This window comes from Pedobacter psychrodurus (assembly GCF_032678585.1).
In the GTDB taxonomy this organism is placed as follows: domain Bacteria; phylum Bacteroidota; class Bacteroidia; order Sphingobacteriales; family Sphingobacteriaceae; genus Pedobacter; species Pedobacter psychrodurus_A.
In genome coordinates this window covers 13,680-30,632 of record NZ_JAVTSN010000002.1, presented here as the reverse complement: position 1 = coordinate 30,632, position 16,953 = coordinate 13,680, and the positions used below count along the sequence as shown (strand labels likewise).

The following is a 16,953-nucleotide window of genomic DNA, read 5'->3' as shown; positions in this document are numbered from 1 at the left end:
TCATGGTGACGCAACACAGGAAATATTCCGTGTTTCTGTAACTCCGTGGCTAACACTAAAAAGTATATGCCTTCACAAAATCACTCACCAGATAAGCAACCAGTTTAGACGTTAATTTACTCACCCTTCCATCCAGCATGCGCGTGGCACCCTCACTAATGTGCAAATAAGAAAATTTCTTTGCGCTAGTTAAAATCAATTTTCGGATATCGTTAACGGCAAAACCTGATGGTGTTTCGGCACTCGAAAGTACATTCTGAATGCAATCTAAATCGATTTCCAAACCTGCTGCTGAATCTAAATCACCGATAAGACTGCGATAATCGGCACCGATTAAAATATCATCAAAAAACACTACCTTTAACTTCGGGTCAGAATCTATCTTTTTTAAAATGGCTTCATTGTTATAGTTTTGATGCAGGCCATACATCAAATAATTGCTCAAATAATTTTCCTTTAAGGCATAAGAAAATCCATTGCCGCTGTGCCTACCTTCAAGCTCCCTTAAATCAGCATGGGCATCAACATTAAAAACAGCTATTGGTTTTTTATTCGCTAATGAAAGTCCTTTAATCATCGGATAAGCATTATTATGCCCGCCACCGATTACAATCGGAATTTTACCGGCAGCTATAATTTTTTCAATAATGGGATAAACGAGATCGTCAATCTCAGCTACCTTGTTCCTCAAACCTTTTATAGAAGAATCCTCAGGGTCGTTGATTTCGAAGTGCCCTAAAACCAATATCTTTTCTCCGTCTAAAAAACGATTGCTCTGGATATTTAGCAAAGCCATTAAACTCGGCTTCCAGGCAGATGCTGCACCCGCAATACCGGCATTGGCGCGCACGCCAATATCTTCCGGAATACCCAACAATACAAATTTTGCGTTTGCACTTTCCAGTTCATTCCACGAGGATAAAACAGCCACTCTTTCGCCAAGTTTGGTTTCACCATCACGAGGGATAATCAGATGATCAATGTCGTTCTGCGAATATATTTTAAGGCTATCCATTATAAATTTCACCGTTTAAAATAAAGGTTTCTATTTGCGTTTCTCCAAAACTATAGGGCAAAAAGGCAATAGAGGGTATTGGTTTGGTCACAAATAGATTGGCTTTTTTGCCAATAGAAATGCTTCCATAATTTTCACTTAATTCCATTGCTGCTGCGCCATTGAGTGTTGCAGCATTTATGGCCTGCTCCGGAAACATCTTCATTTTAATACAAGCAAGCGATACCACAAAATTCATATTTCCCGAAGGTGTTGAGCCTGGATTATAATCGGTAGCCAAAGCAACAGGCAAACCGGCTTTAATGAAGCTTTTAGCATCTGCAAATGGAATACCCAAGTAAAACGAACAGGAAGGCAATAATGTTACAATGGTATCGGCTTTTCTTAATGTCTGAATGGTTTCTTCATTACTTTCTTCGAGATGATCAACAGAAATGGCTTTATTTTGCACCGAAACTTCAACTGCTCCCGACACCGAAAGCTGATTGGCATGCACTTTAGGCTTCAATCCATATTTTGCACCTGCTTTTAATATTTGGTCGGTTTCTTCTACGGAGAAAAATCCCTTTTCACAAAAAACATCAATATAATCTGCAAGCTTTTCTTCGGCAATCCGGGGCAGCATCTCATCAATGATTAAATCGATGTAGCCCTGATGATTGTTTTTAAATTCAACAGGGTAAGCATGTGCTGCCAAAAAAGTTGTTTTTATAGGGATTGGAAACTGAGCTTTCAACCTTTGGATCACCCTAAGCATTTTGAGTTCACTTTCCGTAGTCAAGCCATAACCACTTTTAATTTCGACAGCTCCTGTTCCCTGAAGAATCATCTGTTTTAACCGCACAGCAGCGCCTTCAAACAATTCGTCTTCTGATGCTTTTTGAAGTTTGTTGGCCGAATTTAAGATCCCACCTCCTGCAGCCGCAATTTCCTCGTAGGCTTTGCCCTGTATTTTCATTGCAAATTCGTCCTCCCGTGAGGCTGCAAAAACGATATGCGTGTGGCTATCGCACCAGGAAGGGAAAACATAGCGGCCTTCTATCGAGATTTGAGAGGAGAGATTTGAGATATGAGATGGGATTGAATCCATCACACCAAAATCCTTGATCAGACCCTCTTCTATCAAGAGCCAGGCATTATCAAGAACAGGTAAATGATCCAGTTCACTGCCCCGTAGCACTAATTTATCTTTGGGATGTAAGCCTACGAGGCCCTTTATGTTTGTGATTAGCATTTGGCTAGATTAAGGTTAAATGTTTAAACTGTACAAATTGGTTAGTTGAGTTTTGGTTACAGTTAACCGACTTAAACAATTAACCAGTTAACCAAATACTTAATCTAGCTCTAAAAGAACCGGGCAATGATCAGAATGTATAGCATCGGGTAAAATTCTAACATTTTTCAGGCGATGTTCCATCGGCCTGGTAGCCAAATGGTAATCGATGCGCCAACCCAGGTTCTTCCCTCTCGAACCAGCGCGGTAACTCCACCAGGTATAATGATGTGGATCTTTGTTAAAATGGCGGAAGGTATCGATGAAACCATTATCCAAAAATAATTGCATCCACTCCCTTTCTTCGGGCAAAAATCCTGATGAATTGGCATTTGATTTAGGATTATGGATATCTATAGCTGTATGACAGATATTATAATCGCCACTTACAATTAAATTTGGAAATTCTTCCCTCAATTCTCCAATGTACACATCAAAAAACCGCATAAATTCGTATTTCTTCACCTGTCTTTCGTCACCGCTCGAACCCGATGGCATGTACAGGCTCATTAGAGAAAAGCCTTCAAAATCAGCCCTTAAAATCCTTCCTTCCTTGTCGATCCATTCTTCTCCACAGCCAAATTCTACGTGCTTGGGTTTAATTTTCGATAATATGGCTACACCGCTATAGCCCTTCTTTTCGGCCGGAAACCAGTAATGATGGTAACCCAATTGTTCGATCAGGGCAATAATCTCTGGGATCTGTACAGGAAGGGCCTTTACTTCTTGTAAACAGACCATATCAGCATCTGTAGCCTGAAGCCAGCCAAAAAAGTTTTTGGTACTTGCCGCCCTAATCCCATTAACGTTATAGGAGATAATTTTCATTCAGTAAAATTTCAATTGTTGTGCGCGGTAAATTTAGAAATTAATTGAATAAATGCTTAGTATTTGAATTAATGATATGCATTAGCGACCGTCCTTCTCGACTGAAACGCAGTGGAATGGAGAGATCTGTTTTGTTAGATCTCTCGACTACGTTGCACCCGATAGCTCGGGTCCGCTCCAGATGACGCCAATTAAGTAAATTATTTATCGAATGACGATTCCCCCTTGATTAACCTGCAACAGCTGTTTCTCTAATTTTTTCGCCTCCCTCCTTTTCAAAACAGTGATTTCCATTTTCACATCCTGTTTTGGCCGGTTATTTTTATCCGTTTCCAGAACGGCTATTTTATCCACCAAATCTAATCCCACAACAATTTCGCCATACACAGTGTAGTTTCTGTCTAAATGTGGGGTACCGCCTATCGTTTTATACACTTCGCGCTGCCATTCGGGGATTTTGAATTTCAAACGTTTTTCTTCCACATTATCGAGTTGTTGGTCGGTAAAAATTTTTCCCTGAACCAGATAAAACTGGCTACCGCTTGATGCTTTGGCCGGATTAACATCATCGCCTTCTCTTGCCGCAGCTAAAACACCTTTTTTGTGGAATAAGCTATCATTAAATTCAGCAGGGATGGTATATTTCGGACCTCCATTGCCCAATAAAGAATCAGGTTTTGCATTTTTTGAATCCGAATCACCTCCCTGAATCATAAAATCTTTGATTACCCTATGAAACAAAACACCATTGTAATAACCCTTTTTGGTAAGTTTCAAAAAATTATCGCGATGTAAAGGCGTTTGATTATATAGCTTAACGATACATTCTCCAAATTCGGTTTTAATGCGTACATATTGATTTTTAGGCTTTGCCGCAAAAGCAGAAAGCATTGAAAAAGTGCAGAGAAATAATAATATTTTCTTCATTTGATTGGTGTTTGAGGCTAAATTAAGTTAAAAAATGAAATTCAATAAATAAATGCTGGCTTTATTCGATTTATTTTGCTTTACCTTTGTATCAATGAAGTTAAAACAAAAAATAGCACTTTCTTTGGCTGTATTCTATGCAGTTAGTGTTATGGGTTTGGCTTTAAGTCTCCATTTCTGTGGAGGCAAACTAGAAAACGTTAAACTTTTTAGCAACGAGGTTTCCTGCAAATTCTGCAAGGATATTCCTGCCGAAAAGAAAGACGACGGCTGTTGCAAAAACACTCAGGTAACGGTTAAAGTTAAAGATAGTCACCAAACAGCGGCACAGGTACAAATGCCAAAGTTGTTTTCGATCCAGCTTTTCCTTCACCCGCCGGTTTCTGCGTTTCTAAGCAACATTTTTCCCGATTTTTTTAGCAAAATTTCGAACAAGGCACCACCTCTATCCTCGCGGATTGCTTTACATATTTTCAATTGCATTTTTAGGAATTAGGATTCTTTTGTTCCCTCATGCTGAATTTGATTCAGCATCTATTTTGCCATGCGCCCTTGAAATAATCTAGGGTGACGGTAGCTCAGAAATTTATTCTAATTAAAAAAATCATGAAAACAATAAAAATTTTCAGCATCATTATGCTTTTCTTTGCCGTTAATGTTTCGGCGCAACAAATATCTTCAGCAGATTTACAGGTAACTGGTTTAACCTGCTCGATGTGTTCAAAAGCAACACAAAAGTCTTTAGAAACCCTAAACTTTATCAGCAGTGTAAAACCAGATTTAAATAAAAACATTTTTGTACTAACCTTTAAAAAAGATGCCAATATTAGTCTTGATCTGATCCGCAAAAAAGTTCAGGATGCAGGTTTTTCCGTTGGTGGCTTAACTGCAAACTTCAATTTTAACGATGCAAAGGTTGATGACAAAGGCCAGGCTGTTGTTGACGGGAATGTGTACCGTTTTGTAAATGTAAAAGGTAAAACGCTCAGTGGTACAATAAAGGCCAGTGTAGTTGATAAGGATTTTATTTCGGGTTCAGCATTTAAAAAACAGGCTGCAACAGCCAATTCTGATGCTTATGCAACTGGCACAGGTGTTGTAAACGGTAAGAAAACACGTATTTATCATTTAGTTCTTTCTTAAGATGAAGCGCATATTAATATTGGTGCTGATGTTTATCGGCGCTTATAACCTTGCCGCTGCACAAGAATTGTATGTATTTACGGAGCCCGCCAGCAATATGCCCACTAAATCAATCGGTGTACGGATTACCAACGAAGGAATGTTTAACTATCCAGGTTATGTAAGCAGAACCATTCCGGAAGTGATGGTTGGCTTTAATAAAAACCTCATGATGCATGCGCAGGCTTTCCTTTCGGATATGGATGGAAAATACCGGTTAGAAGGTGGAAGTTTGTATGCAAAGTACCGGTTTTTGTCGTTGGATGAAACACATAGTCATTTCAGGGCAGCGGCCTTTGGGCGGGTAAGCACTAGTAAACGGCCAACATACACGAGAGATATCAACCTCGAAGGCGACAACAGTGGTGTACAAGGTGGATTAATTTTTACACAGCTTTTGCATAAACTGGCACTTTCGTCAACTTTGGGTTATGCACATGCTTTCGAAAACAGCGACAGGCAAGTTGCAAGGATGCCACAGCCTAAAAATATGCTATCGTACAGCTTATCGTCGGGTTATCTGGTTTTGCCGGTGGTTTATAAAGACTATAACCAGCCTAACTTTAATGTATATTTAGAGTTACTGGGTAAAACGGATCCAAGCAGTGGTCAATCGTACTTAGATATTGCCCCAGCTATACAGATGGTTTTGAACAGTACAACCCGGATCGATTTCGGGTACCGCTTTCAGGCCGCCGGAAATATGGATAACCGATATACCAAAAACATGTACCTGCTCAGGGCAGAATTTAATTTCTTTAACGTTTTAAAATAATATAAAAGACGAAATCATCAAGGCTTATGTAACCGATTTTAAGTCATGATCTCAAAACCATAAAATGATGAAAAAAATATTAGGATTAATTGCCATTATCACAATCGCAACAACAGCATTCACTTACGCACAAGACAAAACTGATGTAGCCTTAAACCAGGTACTAACGGCTTATTACGATGTTAAAAATGCATTGGCAACCGATAAAAAAGACCTGGCCATTGAAAAGGTAAAAGTTTTATCGGCTAAAGTAAATGCGGTGAACCATAAAGATTTGCCTGCTGATCAGCATAAAATATTTATGGAACAAGCGGCCATTATTAAAAGTAAGGCCGCTCAACTTGCCGGCTCTAATGATATCAAAACACAGCGAAAAGCCTTTGAAGGTATCTCATACGCCATGATCAAAACCCTAAAGGGTTTAAAATTCAATAGCCAAACCGTGTATGTTCAACATTGCCCAATGGCCAAAGCAAGCTGGTTAAATGAAAAAGAAAATATCGAAAATCCATATTATGGAAGTATGATGTTTGATTGCGGTGATGTTTCGGAAACCATAAAATCAAACTGATGAAACTGCATATCAAAAACATGGTATGCAACCGCTGTAAAATGGTGGTTAAAGCTGAGCTCGAAAAGCTCGGCTTTAAACCATTATTGGTTGAACTTGGCGAGGTTACCCTTACCGAAAATATATCATCAGCGGATAAAAGCAGAATAGCAGAAAACCTGACCCCTTTTGGATTCGAATTGCTGGAGGATAAAAAAACCCAGATTGCAGAGCAGATTAAAACCACCATTATCAATCTGGTTCATTATACCAAAGAACCCTTAAAAATTAATCTTTCTACCTTTTTAAGCGAGCAGCTAAAGCTAGAATATGCCAGTTTAAGCAGTATTTTCTCAGAACTGGAACACCAAACCATCGAAAAATATTTCATTGCCCAAAAAATAGAAAAAGCAAAAGAAATGCTTACTTATGGCGAACTTACACTCAGCGAAATTGCTTATCAGTTAAATTACAGTAGCGTTGCGCACTTATCGGCACAATTTAAAAAAGTAACCGGCATTACACCATCGGTTTATAAAGCAGCCGCAACAGACAGCAGGAAAACGCTTGATGAAGTGTAGTGAGGATGTAAAATGGACGATGGGGCTATGTGGTCAATAGTTTGATTGATCATAGTTGATGGCCAAATGGCCTAGCCTAGTTGTCCATGAACCATCATACCATTAACTATTAACCAGTTTTCAGTTAACAATTTGGCCAATCCATCAATTAACCGTTTTAAACACTTAACCGATTAACCTCCAAATTTCTTACCATACGTCAAGACTGATCGACTGATACTCAACTATATTTGCACCTAAATAAATCACTAGTTATGAAAAAATTATTCTTATTTCTGATCGCTACCTCAATCAGTGTGGCATCATTTGCACAAACAAGCTGGAAAATTGATCCAATGCACTCGTTTGTTAACTTTTCGGTTAAACACATGGGCATTTCTTTTGTGGATGGCTCGTTTAAAAAATTCGACGGAACCGTTACGGCTTCGAAACCAGACTTAACCGATGCTAAAATTAGCTTTACCGTTGATGTAAACAGCATCACAACAGGTGTTGATATGAGAGATGGTCACTTAAAAACAGATGATTTCTTTAATGCAGAGAAATTTCCAACCATGAAATTCGAAGGCACTTCATTCAAAAAATTAAGCGGTGATAATTATGAGTTAAGTGGAAAATTAACCATCCGCGACGTAACCAAAGACGTAAAATTTGCTGTTGTTTATGGTGGTACAGCGAAAGACCAACAAGGCAATACCAAAGCTGGTTTTGGTGCAACAACCACCATTAACCGTTTAGATTATAACATTAAATATGATCCAACCGGTGCGGGTGTTGCTAAAGACGTTGCCATTAAATTAAACCTTGAATTTGTTCAGGGCAAATAATTATAAGACTGTTATTCAAAAAATCTGTCACATTGAGCTTGTCGAAATGCAAATAGGTGCTTCGACAAGCTCAGCATGACACACCTCACATTATGTCTACTCTATCCCAATTTAGAAACTTTACTCAACGTTTACCGCAAACGGATCTAATGCCAACAATCTTTATTGGCCATGGTTCTCCAATGAACGGTATTGAAAACAATGAATTTAGTCAGAGTTGGGCAGAATTGGCAAAACATATCCCTGTGCCAAAAGCCGTTTTAGTAGTATCAGCACACTGGTATACACACGGCACTTTTGTTACCGCGATGGATTTCCCAAGTACCATACACGATTTTGGTGGTTTTCCTCAAGCGCTTTTTGATGTGCAATATCCCGCACCTGGCGATCCGAAACTAGCGGCAGAAATACCCAGTTTAATTCATTCGACTCCTGTTGGTTTAGACCACGATTGGGGCTTAGATCACGGCACGTGGACGGTAGTAAAACACATGTACCCGAATGCAAATATCCCGGTTCTTCAGTTAAGTATCGATTATACCAAATCGCCTGAGCAACATTATGAAATCGCAAAAGAAATTTATGCGCTCCGTAAAAAAGGAATATTGGTTTTAGGTAGCGGAAATATGGTGCACAACCTACGCATGTTAAGCTGGGAAATGATTAACGGAGGCGGTTACGATTGGGCAATTGAAATGAATGATAAGTTCAAAAACTTAATTGCCAACGGCGATCACCAACCTTTGATTAATTACCGCAACCTTGGTACTGATGCGATGTTGGCCATTCCTACTCCAGAGCATTATTTGCCGCTAATTTATACCCTTGGAATGAAAAATGATAAAGAAGAGGTTTCTTTCTTTAACGATAAGGCCGTGGGCGGTTCATTAACCATGACTTCGGTTTTAGTGGGATAAGCAGAGGTTTAGGGTTTAGGGTTTAGGGTTTAGGGTTTAGGGTTTAGGGTTTAGGGTTTAGGGTTTAGGGTTTAGGGTTTAGGGTTTAGGGTTTAGGGTTTAGGGTTTAGGGTTTAGGGTTTAGGAAAAACAACTTGTTTAGTGGCTTGTTTGCATTGTTTATAAATCGATGGTCAAGCCTTAATTATCTTAACTTCTTAATGATAAATACTTTCAACTGCGAGAAAAAGAATTGCACAACCAAAAGAAAGCCCGTCGCTGTAGACAGGGCTTCTTGACTGCGTTCAGATTGACCCCTTTCTAAAATTCTATAACACTTTATGATTATTCTGTAACGCTTATCGTAAGATGAAGCGGTAAATTTGTACAAAGAATTTAATCATGACACACACTTATCAACTTACAGGCATGACCTGTGGCGGTTGCGAAAATAAAGTTAAAAGTAACCTGCTCGTTTTACCTGACATAACGGCTGTTGAGGTTTCGAAAGATACCCATTCTGCCACCATTAGCATGGATAAACATATTGGCTTAGATGCGCTTCAACAAGCTTTGGGCGGTGCAGAAAGCAAATATCAGATCTCGGCAGCGCATCACAGTGAAACACTTGAAGAAGCAAAATCCTGGGCCGAAACCTATAAACCCATTTTGTTAATCTTCGGATATGTTACCGCAATAGCACTGGTGGTTTCGTGGCAAGGAAGTGAAATTAACTTCATGGTATTTATGCGCATTTTTATGGCGGGTTTCTTCCTTACATTCTCCTTCTTTAAAATGATCAATCTAAAAGGTTTTGCCGAAAGTTATGCCATGTACGATATTGTTGCCAAAAAGTTGAGTGCCTGGGGTTATATTTATGCTTTTATCGAACTTGGCTTAGGTCTGTCTTTCGCCTTAAACTTATCTCCTGCCGTTATCAATTGGGTTACACTGATCGTCATGACCATCAGCATCCTTGGTGTTTTAGAAAGCGTTTTAAACAAGAAAAAGATTCAATGTGCTTGTTTGGGTGCTGTATTTAACTTGCCTATGAGTACCGTTACCATTGTTGAAGATGCCATCATGATTGCGATGAGTGCGGCCATGCTGATTTTGATGTAATTATTTTATTCTCTTTTCCCTAACGCGATCGTCGTGCTGTCCCGAAGCTTCGGGATCAGCATCTTTCTTCGCATATAGTTCCTGACGCTGAAACCGGGACGGGTTAACGATATATGAACTAACCGTCTTTTAATAGACATATCATTACTCTACTTTGGGCTTATAAGTGTTTGTTTTCAAAATAAGCACGGAGTTCTATTTCTTCATCAAAATCATTTAATAGTTCAACTGCTCCTATTACGGTATTTAATTTCGATAATGGGATCGTGTTCTTTTGAAACCTACCATTTTCTAAACGTTTTGAACGCTCATTATTCGCCGTTGATGTTTGCTTTATATCCATATTGACATAACTTGAATTAATTAAGATTTTACACTACTTTGCTATCAGCACCTTTCCTCCTAGATAGATCTTGAAATACATCCGATAACTATCGGATCAGGGCGACGCCGCAGATAAAACGTTCAAACAGTATTATTTTCGATGAACACTGTCGATATCGCCTCGCTTTATAAATATATACATTTACAGGTAAAATAAGAGATTGTAACTATTGCCGCTTATACCTAAACTCCGATTTCCGGTTTTTGCCATTTAGCTCGCCTTCAATCCAGGCGAGCATTTCTTTTTTTCCCTGGTTTTGATACACTATTTTTTGCGGAAAATCGTGTTCCTTATTTTCAAAAATGTAAATCTTATCCTTTGTAGAAACAAGTTTAAAACAAACCTCTTTACCCTCGTTCTGATTGACAACAGTTGAACAATAGAAAATTTCTTTCCCTATTTTTCTAACCTGTAAGGTTTCGCTAAGCAAGCTGTCGCCTTTGGCATTTATTCTGTAACTCTTGCCGCTCAGCAATTGGTCTGAACTTTGAACCCACTGTTCTACTATTTTACCCTTGGATGTTTGCATTTCCCAGTTACCTAAAACAAACGCAAAGGTTTTTAATGGTTCTTTTTGTGCCTGTACCTTACTGCAAAAGCCGATAAGGACTAAGATCACGAAGCTGAAATAGATTCTTTTCATTTTGCCCTAGTATTGGTAATGTGCGCCAAATGGTGTTTGCCATGCCAGGCATACATACCCAGCATGTTTGCTAAACTAAGTTCTTTCCCTTGCGCAGGATGAATATATTTTCGTTGGTAATCCTCAACTTTCAATGTTTTCAAAAAAGCAACCCAGCGTTGGTGCAAAGCCGTTAATAAATGAATGGATAGTATAATGTCTCCGTTTTTTGCTTCTCCAGTTTCGGCCCAGCGTTCTTCATAATATGGCCTGATTATAGGGATGTCTTCAGTTACGGCCTGTTTAAAGCGGATATAAGCATTGATATGGCTATCCGGAATATGGTGAACAACCTGTCTCAACGTCCAGCCTTCGGGGCGATAAGTCTGGCTTAATTCTTCATCAGTCAGGTTTTCAGTAGCTGATTTGATCTGGCCAGGTAAAGCTTCGATTTCTGAAATCCAGATGTCGATTTGTTTTTGATCGAAAATTTCAGGCATTGAAAATTGACCGATCGGGTATTTGAGCTGTTCTAAATCCATGAAAGCAAAATAAGGATTTTTGAATGAATTATTTTACCACTGAAACACGGAATCCATGGAATATTTTACATCAATTTCTTTAACCATTTTAACAAACCCGTTTTTGGCTCATAAGGCGGGTAAATCATTTTTGTTAAACCAAATTTAGACTGAAAAACCACTGCCCTTTCGTGCGAAAAGGTTTTAAAACCAAAAACACCATGACAACTGCCTAGGCCGCTATGGTTTACCCCACCGAAAGGTAAATTTGGATTACTGATATGCACCAATATATCATTTACACAGGTCCCGCCTGCACTGGTCTCTCTTATGATCTGATTTAGGTTTTGCTGATGATCTGAGAACACATAAAGCGCTAAAGGTTTAGCTTTGCCATTTACAAAATCGATGGCTTCCTGTAAGTTTTTATAAGTAACAACAGGTAAAACCGGTCCGAAAATTTCCTCCTGCATGATTGCACTGTTTTTTTTCACAGCAGTTAAAAGTGTAGGTAGGATGGTTAAATCTTTTTCATTTGATCGTCCACCCAAGGCCAATATGGCACCATCATTAATCGCCTCTTCAATTAAACTATTTAAGCGCTTAAACTGCTTTTCATTGATTATTTTGGCGTAATCACGTTTGTTAATTTCGCCCTCCTGGAAGAACATTTTTTGAACTGCAGCTTTGTAATATTCTATAAAATCATTTAATCTACTTTCTTCGATCAATACATAATCTGGTGCAATACAGGTTTGACCGGCATTAACCAATTTGCCCCAGGCGATTTTTTGGGCCGCTTTTTTTAAATCGCAGTTCCCGTCTACGATAGCTGGCGATTTGCCACCAAGCTCTAAGGTAACCGAGCTCAGGTTTTTTGCCGCAGCTTCCATCACCACTTTACCAATGGCAGTACTTCCGGTAAAAAATATATGATCGAACGGGAGTTTTAACAGCGCTGTGGAAACTTCGGCATCGCCTTCAAAACAGGCAATTTCATTTTGATCGAATGTTTTGGAAATCAAATTACTAATTATGGCCGCAGTGGCACCGCTCAATTCAGATGGTTTGAGGATTACGCAATTCCCCGCCGCTATAGCAGAAACCAACGGACTCATGATCAATTGCAAAGGGTAATTCCATGGCGCAATAATCAAACAAACGCCTTTGGGCTCGTAATAGATTTTGTTGCTTGCAAAAAGGTTGCTCATGATTCTGCCTGCAGATTTTGGTTTCATCCAAATGCGCAACTTTTTAATGGCGTGGTCTATTTCTGCATAGGTAAAAAATAACTCCGTTACCGCGGTTTCAAAACGGTTTTTACGCAAATCCTTTTCCAGAGCGGCAAATATTTCCTCTTCTGCATTTTCTAAAGCCTGCTTAAGCAACTTCAGTTTTCTAATACGGATTTTGGCATCCGTTTTTCGCAAATCGAATTTATGTTGTTGCTGTAAATCGAAAACTGATTTGATCTGTTCTTCCATGATTAACAATCGCGCACAATTTTTACCATATCAGCAATTTAAGAAAATATAAAGCTTGTGAGGTGATATGAAAATTAAATAATTAGTCGGGTTAGTAAAGTTGTAGGTTAAATTTAGTTAAAATGCATGCATTTCATTAAAAATTCATGCATTTAAAGCATATTGCAGCAAATTTTAATATTCTCAGATGAAAAGATTGTTTTTTGTTTTCGCATTCATAATTCCTTTGGTTATACATGCCCAAACCTTAAAAACAGATGTATTGGTTATTGGCAATGGCGATGCCGCTTACTCGGCGGCCTATCAGTCGTTTAAATCGGGTGTTAAAACGATCCTGCTCACTCAAGACAATGGTTTTCAACTCGATAAAATTCAGAAAACCAAAACAGCCGAGGTCTCCAGGTTATATTTAAATTTTGTAATAAAGGACATAGAAGACTTAGGGAATTTTAACGAGAATAAAAAAAGCCGGTCAAAAAGCAAAGTTGACAGTTCGCAACTGTTAAAACTGATCAACAAAATTTCATTTACAGAAATTAAACGTTCAGGAAGCGGCTGGGAAGTTAAACTTACCAAAGATAGAAGCATTAGGGCGAAAGTGCTGGTGATGGCCGATAATCCGGATAAATTAATGGCTGCATTAAAAATTACCAGCTTAAATCCAGCAGCCTCAACCCCACTAAACTATGACGAAAATACATACAGAACGGCAGTAGCCAGTGTTTCTTCAAAAGAGGCAAATTTTCTTTCCCTCTATAACCTGCTTATTCCAAATCAGGAAAACCTCTTATACATCCCTGCCGATCAATTCGAAATTGGCCCTGCAGCTGGAGCAACCGCAGCCTATGCTGCCTTTTTTGATACCAAAACAAGTTTATCCAACCTCAAGAGGATTCAGGGAGAATTATTAAGCTACAAACATTCGCTAATGCCTTTTGACGACGTAAAAGTTATCGATTCCAACTGGCTAGCCATCCAAAAAGTGGGCATAACTGGAATTATCAAAGCAGAAATGAGGCAGGGCAAAGCCTATTTCAACCCAGAAAAAGAGGTGAGCTACGATGAAATCAAACAACCGATTAAAGATTATTATTATAAAGCACAGATCTGGTTCGACGATCATCAGCATATTCCAATCAATCTGGAGAATACTATTGCCATGGTTTGTTATGTAGGCAATAAATCGGTTGAGGCCACCAAAACCGAACTGCAGAAAAAATGGAACAAAAATTACAGGTTTGCTTCTAAATACGATCTTAAAAAATTATTAACCAGACGGGAATTCGCAGTAATCATCAATGAATACCTTAAGCCTTTTGATGATGTAAACGTGGATAAAACTGGAAGGGTAATCCGCTAACCTCACCCTATCAGTGCCAGCGTTTCTACTTCTGCCTTTGTATCCCTCTCCTTCAGGAGAGGGAATGAACAGCCTCTGCAATAAAACACTACCGTTTATAGGGTGAGGTGTTGTAACATTTCCATTTCCTTATGAAATTAGCACTGGCCATTATCTAAATTGCAGCCAAACCTAAAATTCATGAAGAAATATTTACTTTTCCTATTGCTCTGCACGGGCGAATATACTTTTGCGCAACAACTGGCGCCCTTAACCGTCGAAAAGATTATGCGCGACCCAAAATGGATGGGTATCGCACCAACAAATTTCCGGTGGACAGCAGACAGCAAAACGCTCTACTTCAACTGGAATCCTGAAAATAAAGCTAAAGAAGAATTATTCAAAGTTTTGGCCACTTCATCAAAACCTGTTAAAGCTGCCGAAAAAGAAGACGAAAAGCTGCTGAGTTTAAACTACACTTACAATCCCGACCATTCGCTTGGTTTAATCGAAAAAAGCGGTGATATCTATCTCCAAAATTTCAAGAGCAACAAAGAAACACGTTTAACCAGTACACAGGAAAGGGAAAACAGCCCTGTTTTTTTAACGAACGGGAATATTGTTTACCAATTGGGCGACAATCTTTTCGAAGTAAACCTAAAATCTGCTGAAACGAAACAGTTAACCAATTTTGTTAAAGGTAAAAAAGCCGGAAAACCGGAAAGCAAATCCGTTAGTGAGCAGGATAAATGGCTCAAGGCTCAACAGACGGAACTATTTGACATCATCAAAAAGAGAAATGCCGAAACCAGAAGTGTTACACGTGGCGGGAGAGGCCGTTTTGGCGTTACATCTGCTGATACAAAACCATTAAAAGAACTTTATACCGAAGATAAATTTTTAAATGATGTAAACATTAGTCCTGACGGGCATTTCATTACCTACAAGCTAACTACCCCCGCGCAGAACAACCACAATACCATTGTACCGAATTACATCACTTCGTCTGGTTATACCGAAGATATTCCAGGCAGAACAAAGGTGGGTGAAAATGAAAATGCCTCACAAGGTTTTATCTACGACACCCAAAAAGACTCTGTTTATGCGATTCAGACTTCAACTATACCCGGCATCAAAGATCTTCCTGATTTTCTGAAAGACTATCCGAAAGAACTGGATACTTTAAAAAAGAAAAACGCCGATCGGCCTGTAAATCTCTTTGGTCCAATTTGGAATGATAATGGAAAAACTGCAATTGTGGTGGCCACTTCTACTGATAATAAAGACCGTTGGATCTTGAAGCTAGATGCTTCAACGGGTAAATTTTCTTTGATCGACCGTCAGCGCGACGAAGCCTGGATCGGTGGCCCAGGCATTAGTGGCTTTTACCAGGGCAGCACCGGATGGATCGACAACAACCGCTTTTATTATCAGAGCGAAGTAACGGGATACTCGCACCTTTATGTGGCTAATGTTGCCACGGGCGACAAAAAACAGCTTACTTCTGGCAAGTGGGAAGTTCAATCTGTTCAGCTCTCGAAAGATAGAAACACATTTTATCTTAAAACGAATAAAGAGCACCCGGGGATTACGAATCTTTTTAAAATTGGCGTAAACGGTGGTGAACTTGCCCAGATAACCACTATGAAAGGTTTAAACGACATTACACTTTCTCCTGATGAGAAAAATATTGCCATTAACTATTCTTACCTGGATAAACCTGGCGAGTTGTATCTTCAGGCCAATAAGGTTGGTGCCAAAGCTGAAAAAATTACACAGTCTACCTCGGCAGAGTTTAATTCCTACAGATGGCGTCAGCCGGATATGGTCAGTTTTAAAAACCGGTACGGTGCTGATATGTATGCAAGAGTATATAAATCGGACAATCCGCATCCCAACCATCCTGCGGTTGTTTTTGTGCATGGTGCTGGTTATCTCCAAAATGTACATTTCGGCTGGAGCACTTATTTCCGCGAATTTATGTTCAATAATTTACTGGCCGATAATGGGTATACGGTAATCGACATCGATTATACCGGAAGTTCGGGTTATGGCCGCGATCACCGTACGGGAATTTACCGCCACATGGGCGGAAAAGATTTAACCGATCAGGCTGATGGTGTTAAGTTTTTGGTAGAAAAATACGGTGTTAGCCCGCAGCATGTTGGTTTATATGGCGGCTCTTATGGCGGTTTTATTACTTTGATGGCCATGTTTAACGAATCGGATGTTTTTGCCAGCGGTGCGGCTTTACGCTCGGTTACCGATTGGGCACATTACAACCATGGTTATACTTCGAACATTTTAAACGAGCCCTTTAACGATCCGATTGCCTACAAAAGAAGTTCACCAATTTACTTCGCCGATAAGCTGAAGGGCAACCTGTTAATGGCCCATGGAATGGTTGATGTAAATGTTCATTTTCAGGATATTGTACGCATTACCCAACGTTTTATAGAACTTGGCAAAAACAATTGGGAACTCGCCGTTTACCCGGTTGAAGACCACGGTTTTGTGGAACCCAGCAGCTGGACGGATGAGTATAAAAGGATATTTAAACTGTATGAAAATACATTGAAGAAGTAAGCTCTCTATAAATAATTCGTTATTGCGAGGAGGCTTTTTC

General features: G+C 39.3%; 18 protein-coding genes. 10 read left to right on the top strand and 8 right to left on the bottom strand.

The features are described from left to right. Window positions 1-55: 55 nt before the first annotated feature. From R2S57_RS01490 to R2S57_RS01475, 4 genes are all read right to left on the bottom strand, one after another. Window positions 56-1,015, bottom strand: coding sequence for a formimidoylglutamase (locus R2S57_RS01490; RefSeq protein ID WP_316843350.1), 960 nt, complete (start codon window positions 1,013-1,015; stop codon window positions 56-58). Next, window positions 1,008-2,249, bottom strand: coding sequence for an imidazolonepropionase (gene hutI, locus R2S57_RS01485; RefSeq protein WP_316843349.1), 1,242 nt, complete (start codon window positions 2,247-2,249; stop codon window positions 1,008-1,010). Before hutI ends, R2S57_RS01490 begins: the two co-directional genes overlap by 8 nt. Before the next feature lie 99 nt (window positions 2,250-2,348). After that, window positions 2,349-3,116 carry an exodeoxyribonuclease III gene (locus R2S57_RS01480; protein ID WP_316843348.1) on the bottom strand — a complete coding sequence of 256 codons (768 nt, stop codon included), beginning with the start codon at window positions 3,114-3,116 and terminating at the stop codon, window positions 2,349-2,351. A gap of 204 nt (window positions 3,117-3,320) precedes the next feature. Continuing rightward, complete coding sequence (locus R2S57_RS01475; protein ID WP_316843347.1) at window positions 3,321-4,043, bottom strand: peptidylprolyl isomerase; 723 nt, start codon at window positions 4,041-4,043, stop codon at window positions 3,321-3,323. Window positions 4,044-4,137: 94 nt separating this feature from the next. On the opposite strand from R2S57_RS01475, the gene R2S57_RS01470 reads away from it, so the two are divergent. The 8 genes from R2S57_RS01470 to R2S57_RS01435 all read left to right on the top strand — a co-directional run bounded on the left by R2S57_RS01470 (window position 4,138) and on the right by R2S57_RS01435 (window position 9,976). Further along, entirely contained in the window at window positions 4,138-4,539 is a 402-nt protein-coding gene (locus R2S57_RS01470) for an HYC_CC_PP family protein (protein WP_316843346.1), read from the top strand. Window positions 4,540-4,649: 110 nt separating this feature from the next. Then, window positions 4,650-5,186 carry a heavy-metal-associated domain-containing protein gene (locus R2S57_RS01465; RefSeq protein ID WP_316843345.1) on the top strand — a complete coding sequence of 179 codons (537 nt, stop codon included), beginning with the start codon at window positions 4,650-4,652 and terminating at the stop codon, window positions 5,184-5,186. 1 nt (window position 5,187) lies between these two features. Next, window positions 5,188-6,000 carry a hypothetical protein gene (locus R2S57_RS01460; protein ID WP_316843344.1) on the top strand — a complete coding sequence of 271 codons (813 nt, stop codon included), beginning with the start codon at window positions 5,188-5,190 and terminating at the stop codon, window positions 5,998-6,000. A 67-nt stretch (window positions 6,001-6,067) separates the two neighbouring features. Continuing rightward, window positions 6,068-6,571 (top strand): DUF3347 domain-containing protein, encoded by a 504-nt coding sequence (locus R2S57_RS01455; protein WP_316843343.1) that lies wholly within the window; start codon window positions 6,068-6,070, stop codon window positions 6,569-6,571. Further along, window positions 6,571-7,131 carry an AraC family transcriptional regulator gene (locus R2S57_RS01450; RefSeq protein WP_316843342.1) on the top strand — a complete coding sequence of 187 codons (561 nt, stop codon included), beginning with the start codon at window positions 6,571-6,573 and terminating at the stop codon, window positions 7,129-7,131. The genes R2S57_RS01455 and R2S57_RS01450 overlap by 1 nt, the downstream gene beginning before the upstream one ends. A gap of 254 nt (window positions 7,132-7,385) precedes the next feature. After that, window positions 7,386-7,958: a YceI family protein gene (locus R2S57_RS01445; RefSeq protein ID WP_316843341.1), complete on the top strand. Its 573-nt coding sequence runs from the start codon at window positions 7,386-7,388 to the stop codon at window positions 7,956-7,958. 92 nt (window positions 7,959-8,050) lie between these two features. Beyond that, on the top strand, window positions 8,051-8,875 hold the full coding sequence (gene ygiD, locus R2S57_RS01440; protein WP_316843340.1) for a 4,5-DOPA dioxygenase extradiol: 825 nt from the start codon (window positions 8,051-8,053) through the stop codon (window positions 8,873-8,875). A gap of 381 nt (window positions 8,876-9,256) precedes the next feature. Further along, window positions 9,257-9,976: a heavy-metal-associated domain-containing protein gene (locus tag R2S57_RS01435; RefSeq protein WP_316843339.1), complete on the top strand. Its 720-nt coding sequence runs from the start codon at window positions 9,257-9,259 to the stop codon at window positions 9,974-9,976. Window positions 9,977-10,136: 160 nt separating this feature from the next. Here R2S57_RS01435 and R2S57_RS01430 read toward each other — a convergent pair whose 3' ends face one another. From R2S57_RS01430 to R2S57_RS01415, 4 genes are all read right to left on the bottom strand, one after another. Then, complete coding sequence (locus R2S57_RS01430) at window positions 10,137-10,319, bottom strand: hypothetical protein (protein WP_316843338.1); 183 nt, start codon at window positions 10,317-10,319, stop codon at window positions 10,137-10,139. A gap of 208 nt (window positions 10,320-10,527) precedes the next feature. Next, a complete protein-coding gene (locus tag R2S57_RS01425; RefSeq protein ID WP_316843337.1) occupies window positions 10,528-11,004 on the bottom strand; it encodes a DUF6265 family protein in 477 nt (158 codons plus the stop codon). Beyond that, the gene (locus R2S57_RS01420) at window positions 11,001-11,525 is read right to left on the bottom strand and encodes a YfiT family bacillithiol transferase (RefSeq protein ID WP_316843336.1); all 525 of its coding nucleotides are present in this window, start codon (window positions 11,523-11,525) and stop codon (window positions 11,001-11,003) included. The genes R2S57_RS01425 and R2S57_RS01420 overlap by 4 nt, the downstream gene beginning before the upstream one ends. A gap of 65 nt (window positions 11,526-11,590) precedes the next feature. Beyond that, window positions 11,591-12,988 (bottom strand): aldehyde dehydrogenase family protein, encoded by a 1,398-nt coding sequence (locus tag R2S57_RS01415; protein WP_316843335.1) that lies wholly within the window; start codon window positions 12,986-12,988, stop codon window positions 11,591-11,593. 187 nt (window positions 12,989-13,175) lie between these two features. Between R2S57_RS01415 and R2S57_RS01410 the strand changes: the two genes are divergently transcribed. Both R2S57_RS01410 and R2S57_RS01405 read left to right on the top strand, forming a co-directional pair. Next, window positions 13,176-14,348 carry a hypothetical protein gene (locus R2S57_RS01410; RefSeq protein ID WP_316843334.1) on the top strand — a complete coding sequence of 391 codons (1,173 nt, stop codon included), beginning with the start codon at window positions 13,176-13,178 and terminating at the stop codon, window positions 14,346-14,348. 180 nt (window positions 14,349-14,528) lie between these two features. Next, a complete protein-coding gene (locus tag R2S57_RS01405) occupies window positions 14,529-16,913 on the top strand; it encodes a prolyl oligopeptidase family serine peptidase (protein WP_316843333.1) in 2,385 nt (794 codons plus the stop codon). The last annotated feature ends 40 nt before the right edge of the window (window positions 16,914-16,953 follow it).

Bases quoted from the DNA above. Each gene is read 5' to 3' on its own strand.
- R2S57_RS01490 (WP_316843350.1), bottom strand. From the start codon at position 1,015: ATGGATAGCCTTAAAATATATTCGCAGAACGACATTGATCATCTGATT.
- hutI (WP_316843349.1), bottom strand. From the start codon at position 2,249: ATGCTAATCACAAACATAAAGGGCCTCGTAGGCTTACATCCCAAAGAT.
- R2S57_RS01480 (WP_316843348.1), bottom strand. From the start codon at position 3,116: ATGAAAATTATCTCCTATAACGTTAATGGGATTAGGGCGGCAAGTACC.
- R2S57_RS01475 (WP_316843347.1), bottom strand. From the start codon at position 4,043: ATGAAGAAAATATTATTATTTCTCTGCACTTTTTCAATGCTTTCTGCT.
- R2S57_RS01470 (WP_316843346.1), top strand. From the start codon at position 4,138: ATGAAGTTAAAACAAAAAATAGCACTTTCTTTGGCTGTATTCTATGCA.
- R2S57_RS01465 (WP_316843345.1), top strand. From the start codon at position 4,650: ATGAAAACAATAAAAATTTTCAGCATCATTATGCTTTTCTTTGCCGTT.
- R2S57_RS01460 (WP_316843344.1), top strand. From the start codon at position 5,188: ATGAAGCGCATATTAATATTGGTGCTGATGTTTATCGGCGCTTATAAC.
- R2S57_RS01455 (WP_316843343.1), top strand. From the start codon at position 6,068: ATGAAAAAAATATTAGGATTAATTGCCATTATCACAATCGCAACAACA.
- R2S57_RS01450 (WP_316843342.1), top strand. From the start codon at position 6,571: ATGAAACTGCATATCAAAAACATGGTATGCAACCGCTGTAAAATGGTG.
- R2S57_RS01445 (WP_316843341.1), top strand. From the start codon at position 7,386: ATGAAAAAATTATTCTTATTTCTGATCGCTACCTCAATCAGTGTGGCA.
- ygiD (WP_316843340.1), top strand. From the start codon at position 8,051: ATGTCTACTCTATCCCAATTTAGAAACTTTACTCAACGTTTACCGCAA.
- R2S57_RS01435 (WP_316843339.1), top strand. From the start codon at position 9,257: ATGACACACACTTATCAACTTACAGGCATGACCTGTGGCGGTTGCGAA.
- R2S57_RS01430 (WP_316843338.1), bottom strand. From the start codon at position 10,319: ATGGATATAAAGCAAACATCAACGGCGAATAATGAGCGTTCAAAACGT.
- R2S57_RS01425 (WP_316843337.1), bottom strand. From the start codon at position 11,004: ATGAAAAGAATCTATTTCAGCTTCGTGATCTTAGTCCTTATCGGCTTT.
- R2S57_RS01420 (WP_316843336.1), bottom strand. From the start codon at position 11,525: ATGGATTTAGAACAGCTCAAATACCCGATCGGTCAATTTTCAATGCCT.
- R2S57_RS01415 (WP_316843335.1), bottom strand. From the start codon at position 12,988: ATGGAAGAACAGATCAAATCAGTTTTCGATTTACAGCAACAACATAAA.
- R2S57_RS01410 (WP_316843334.1), top strand. From the start codon at position 13,176: ATGAAAAGATTGTTTTTTGTTTTCGCATTCATAATTCCTTTGGTTATA.
- R2S57_RS01405 (WP_316843333.1), top strand. From the start codon at position 14,529: ATGAAGAAATATTTACTTTTCCTATTGCTCTGCACGGGCGAATATACT.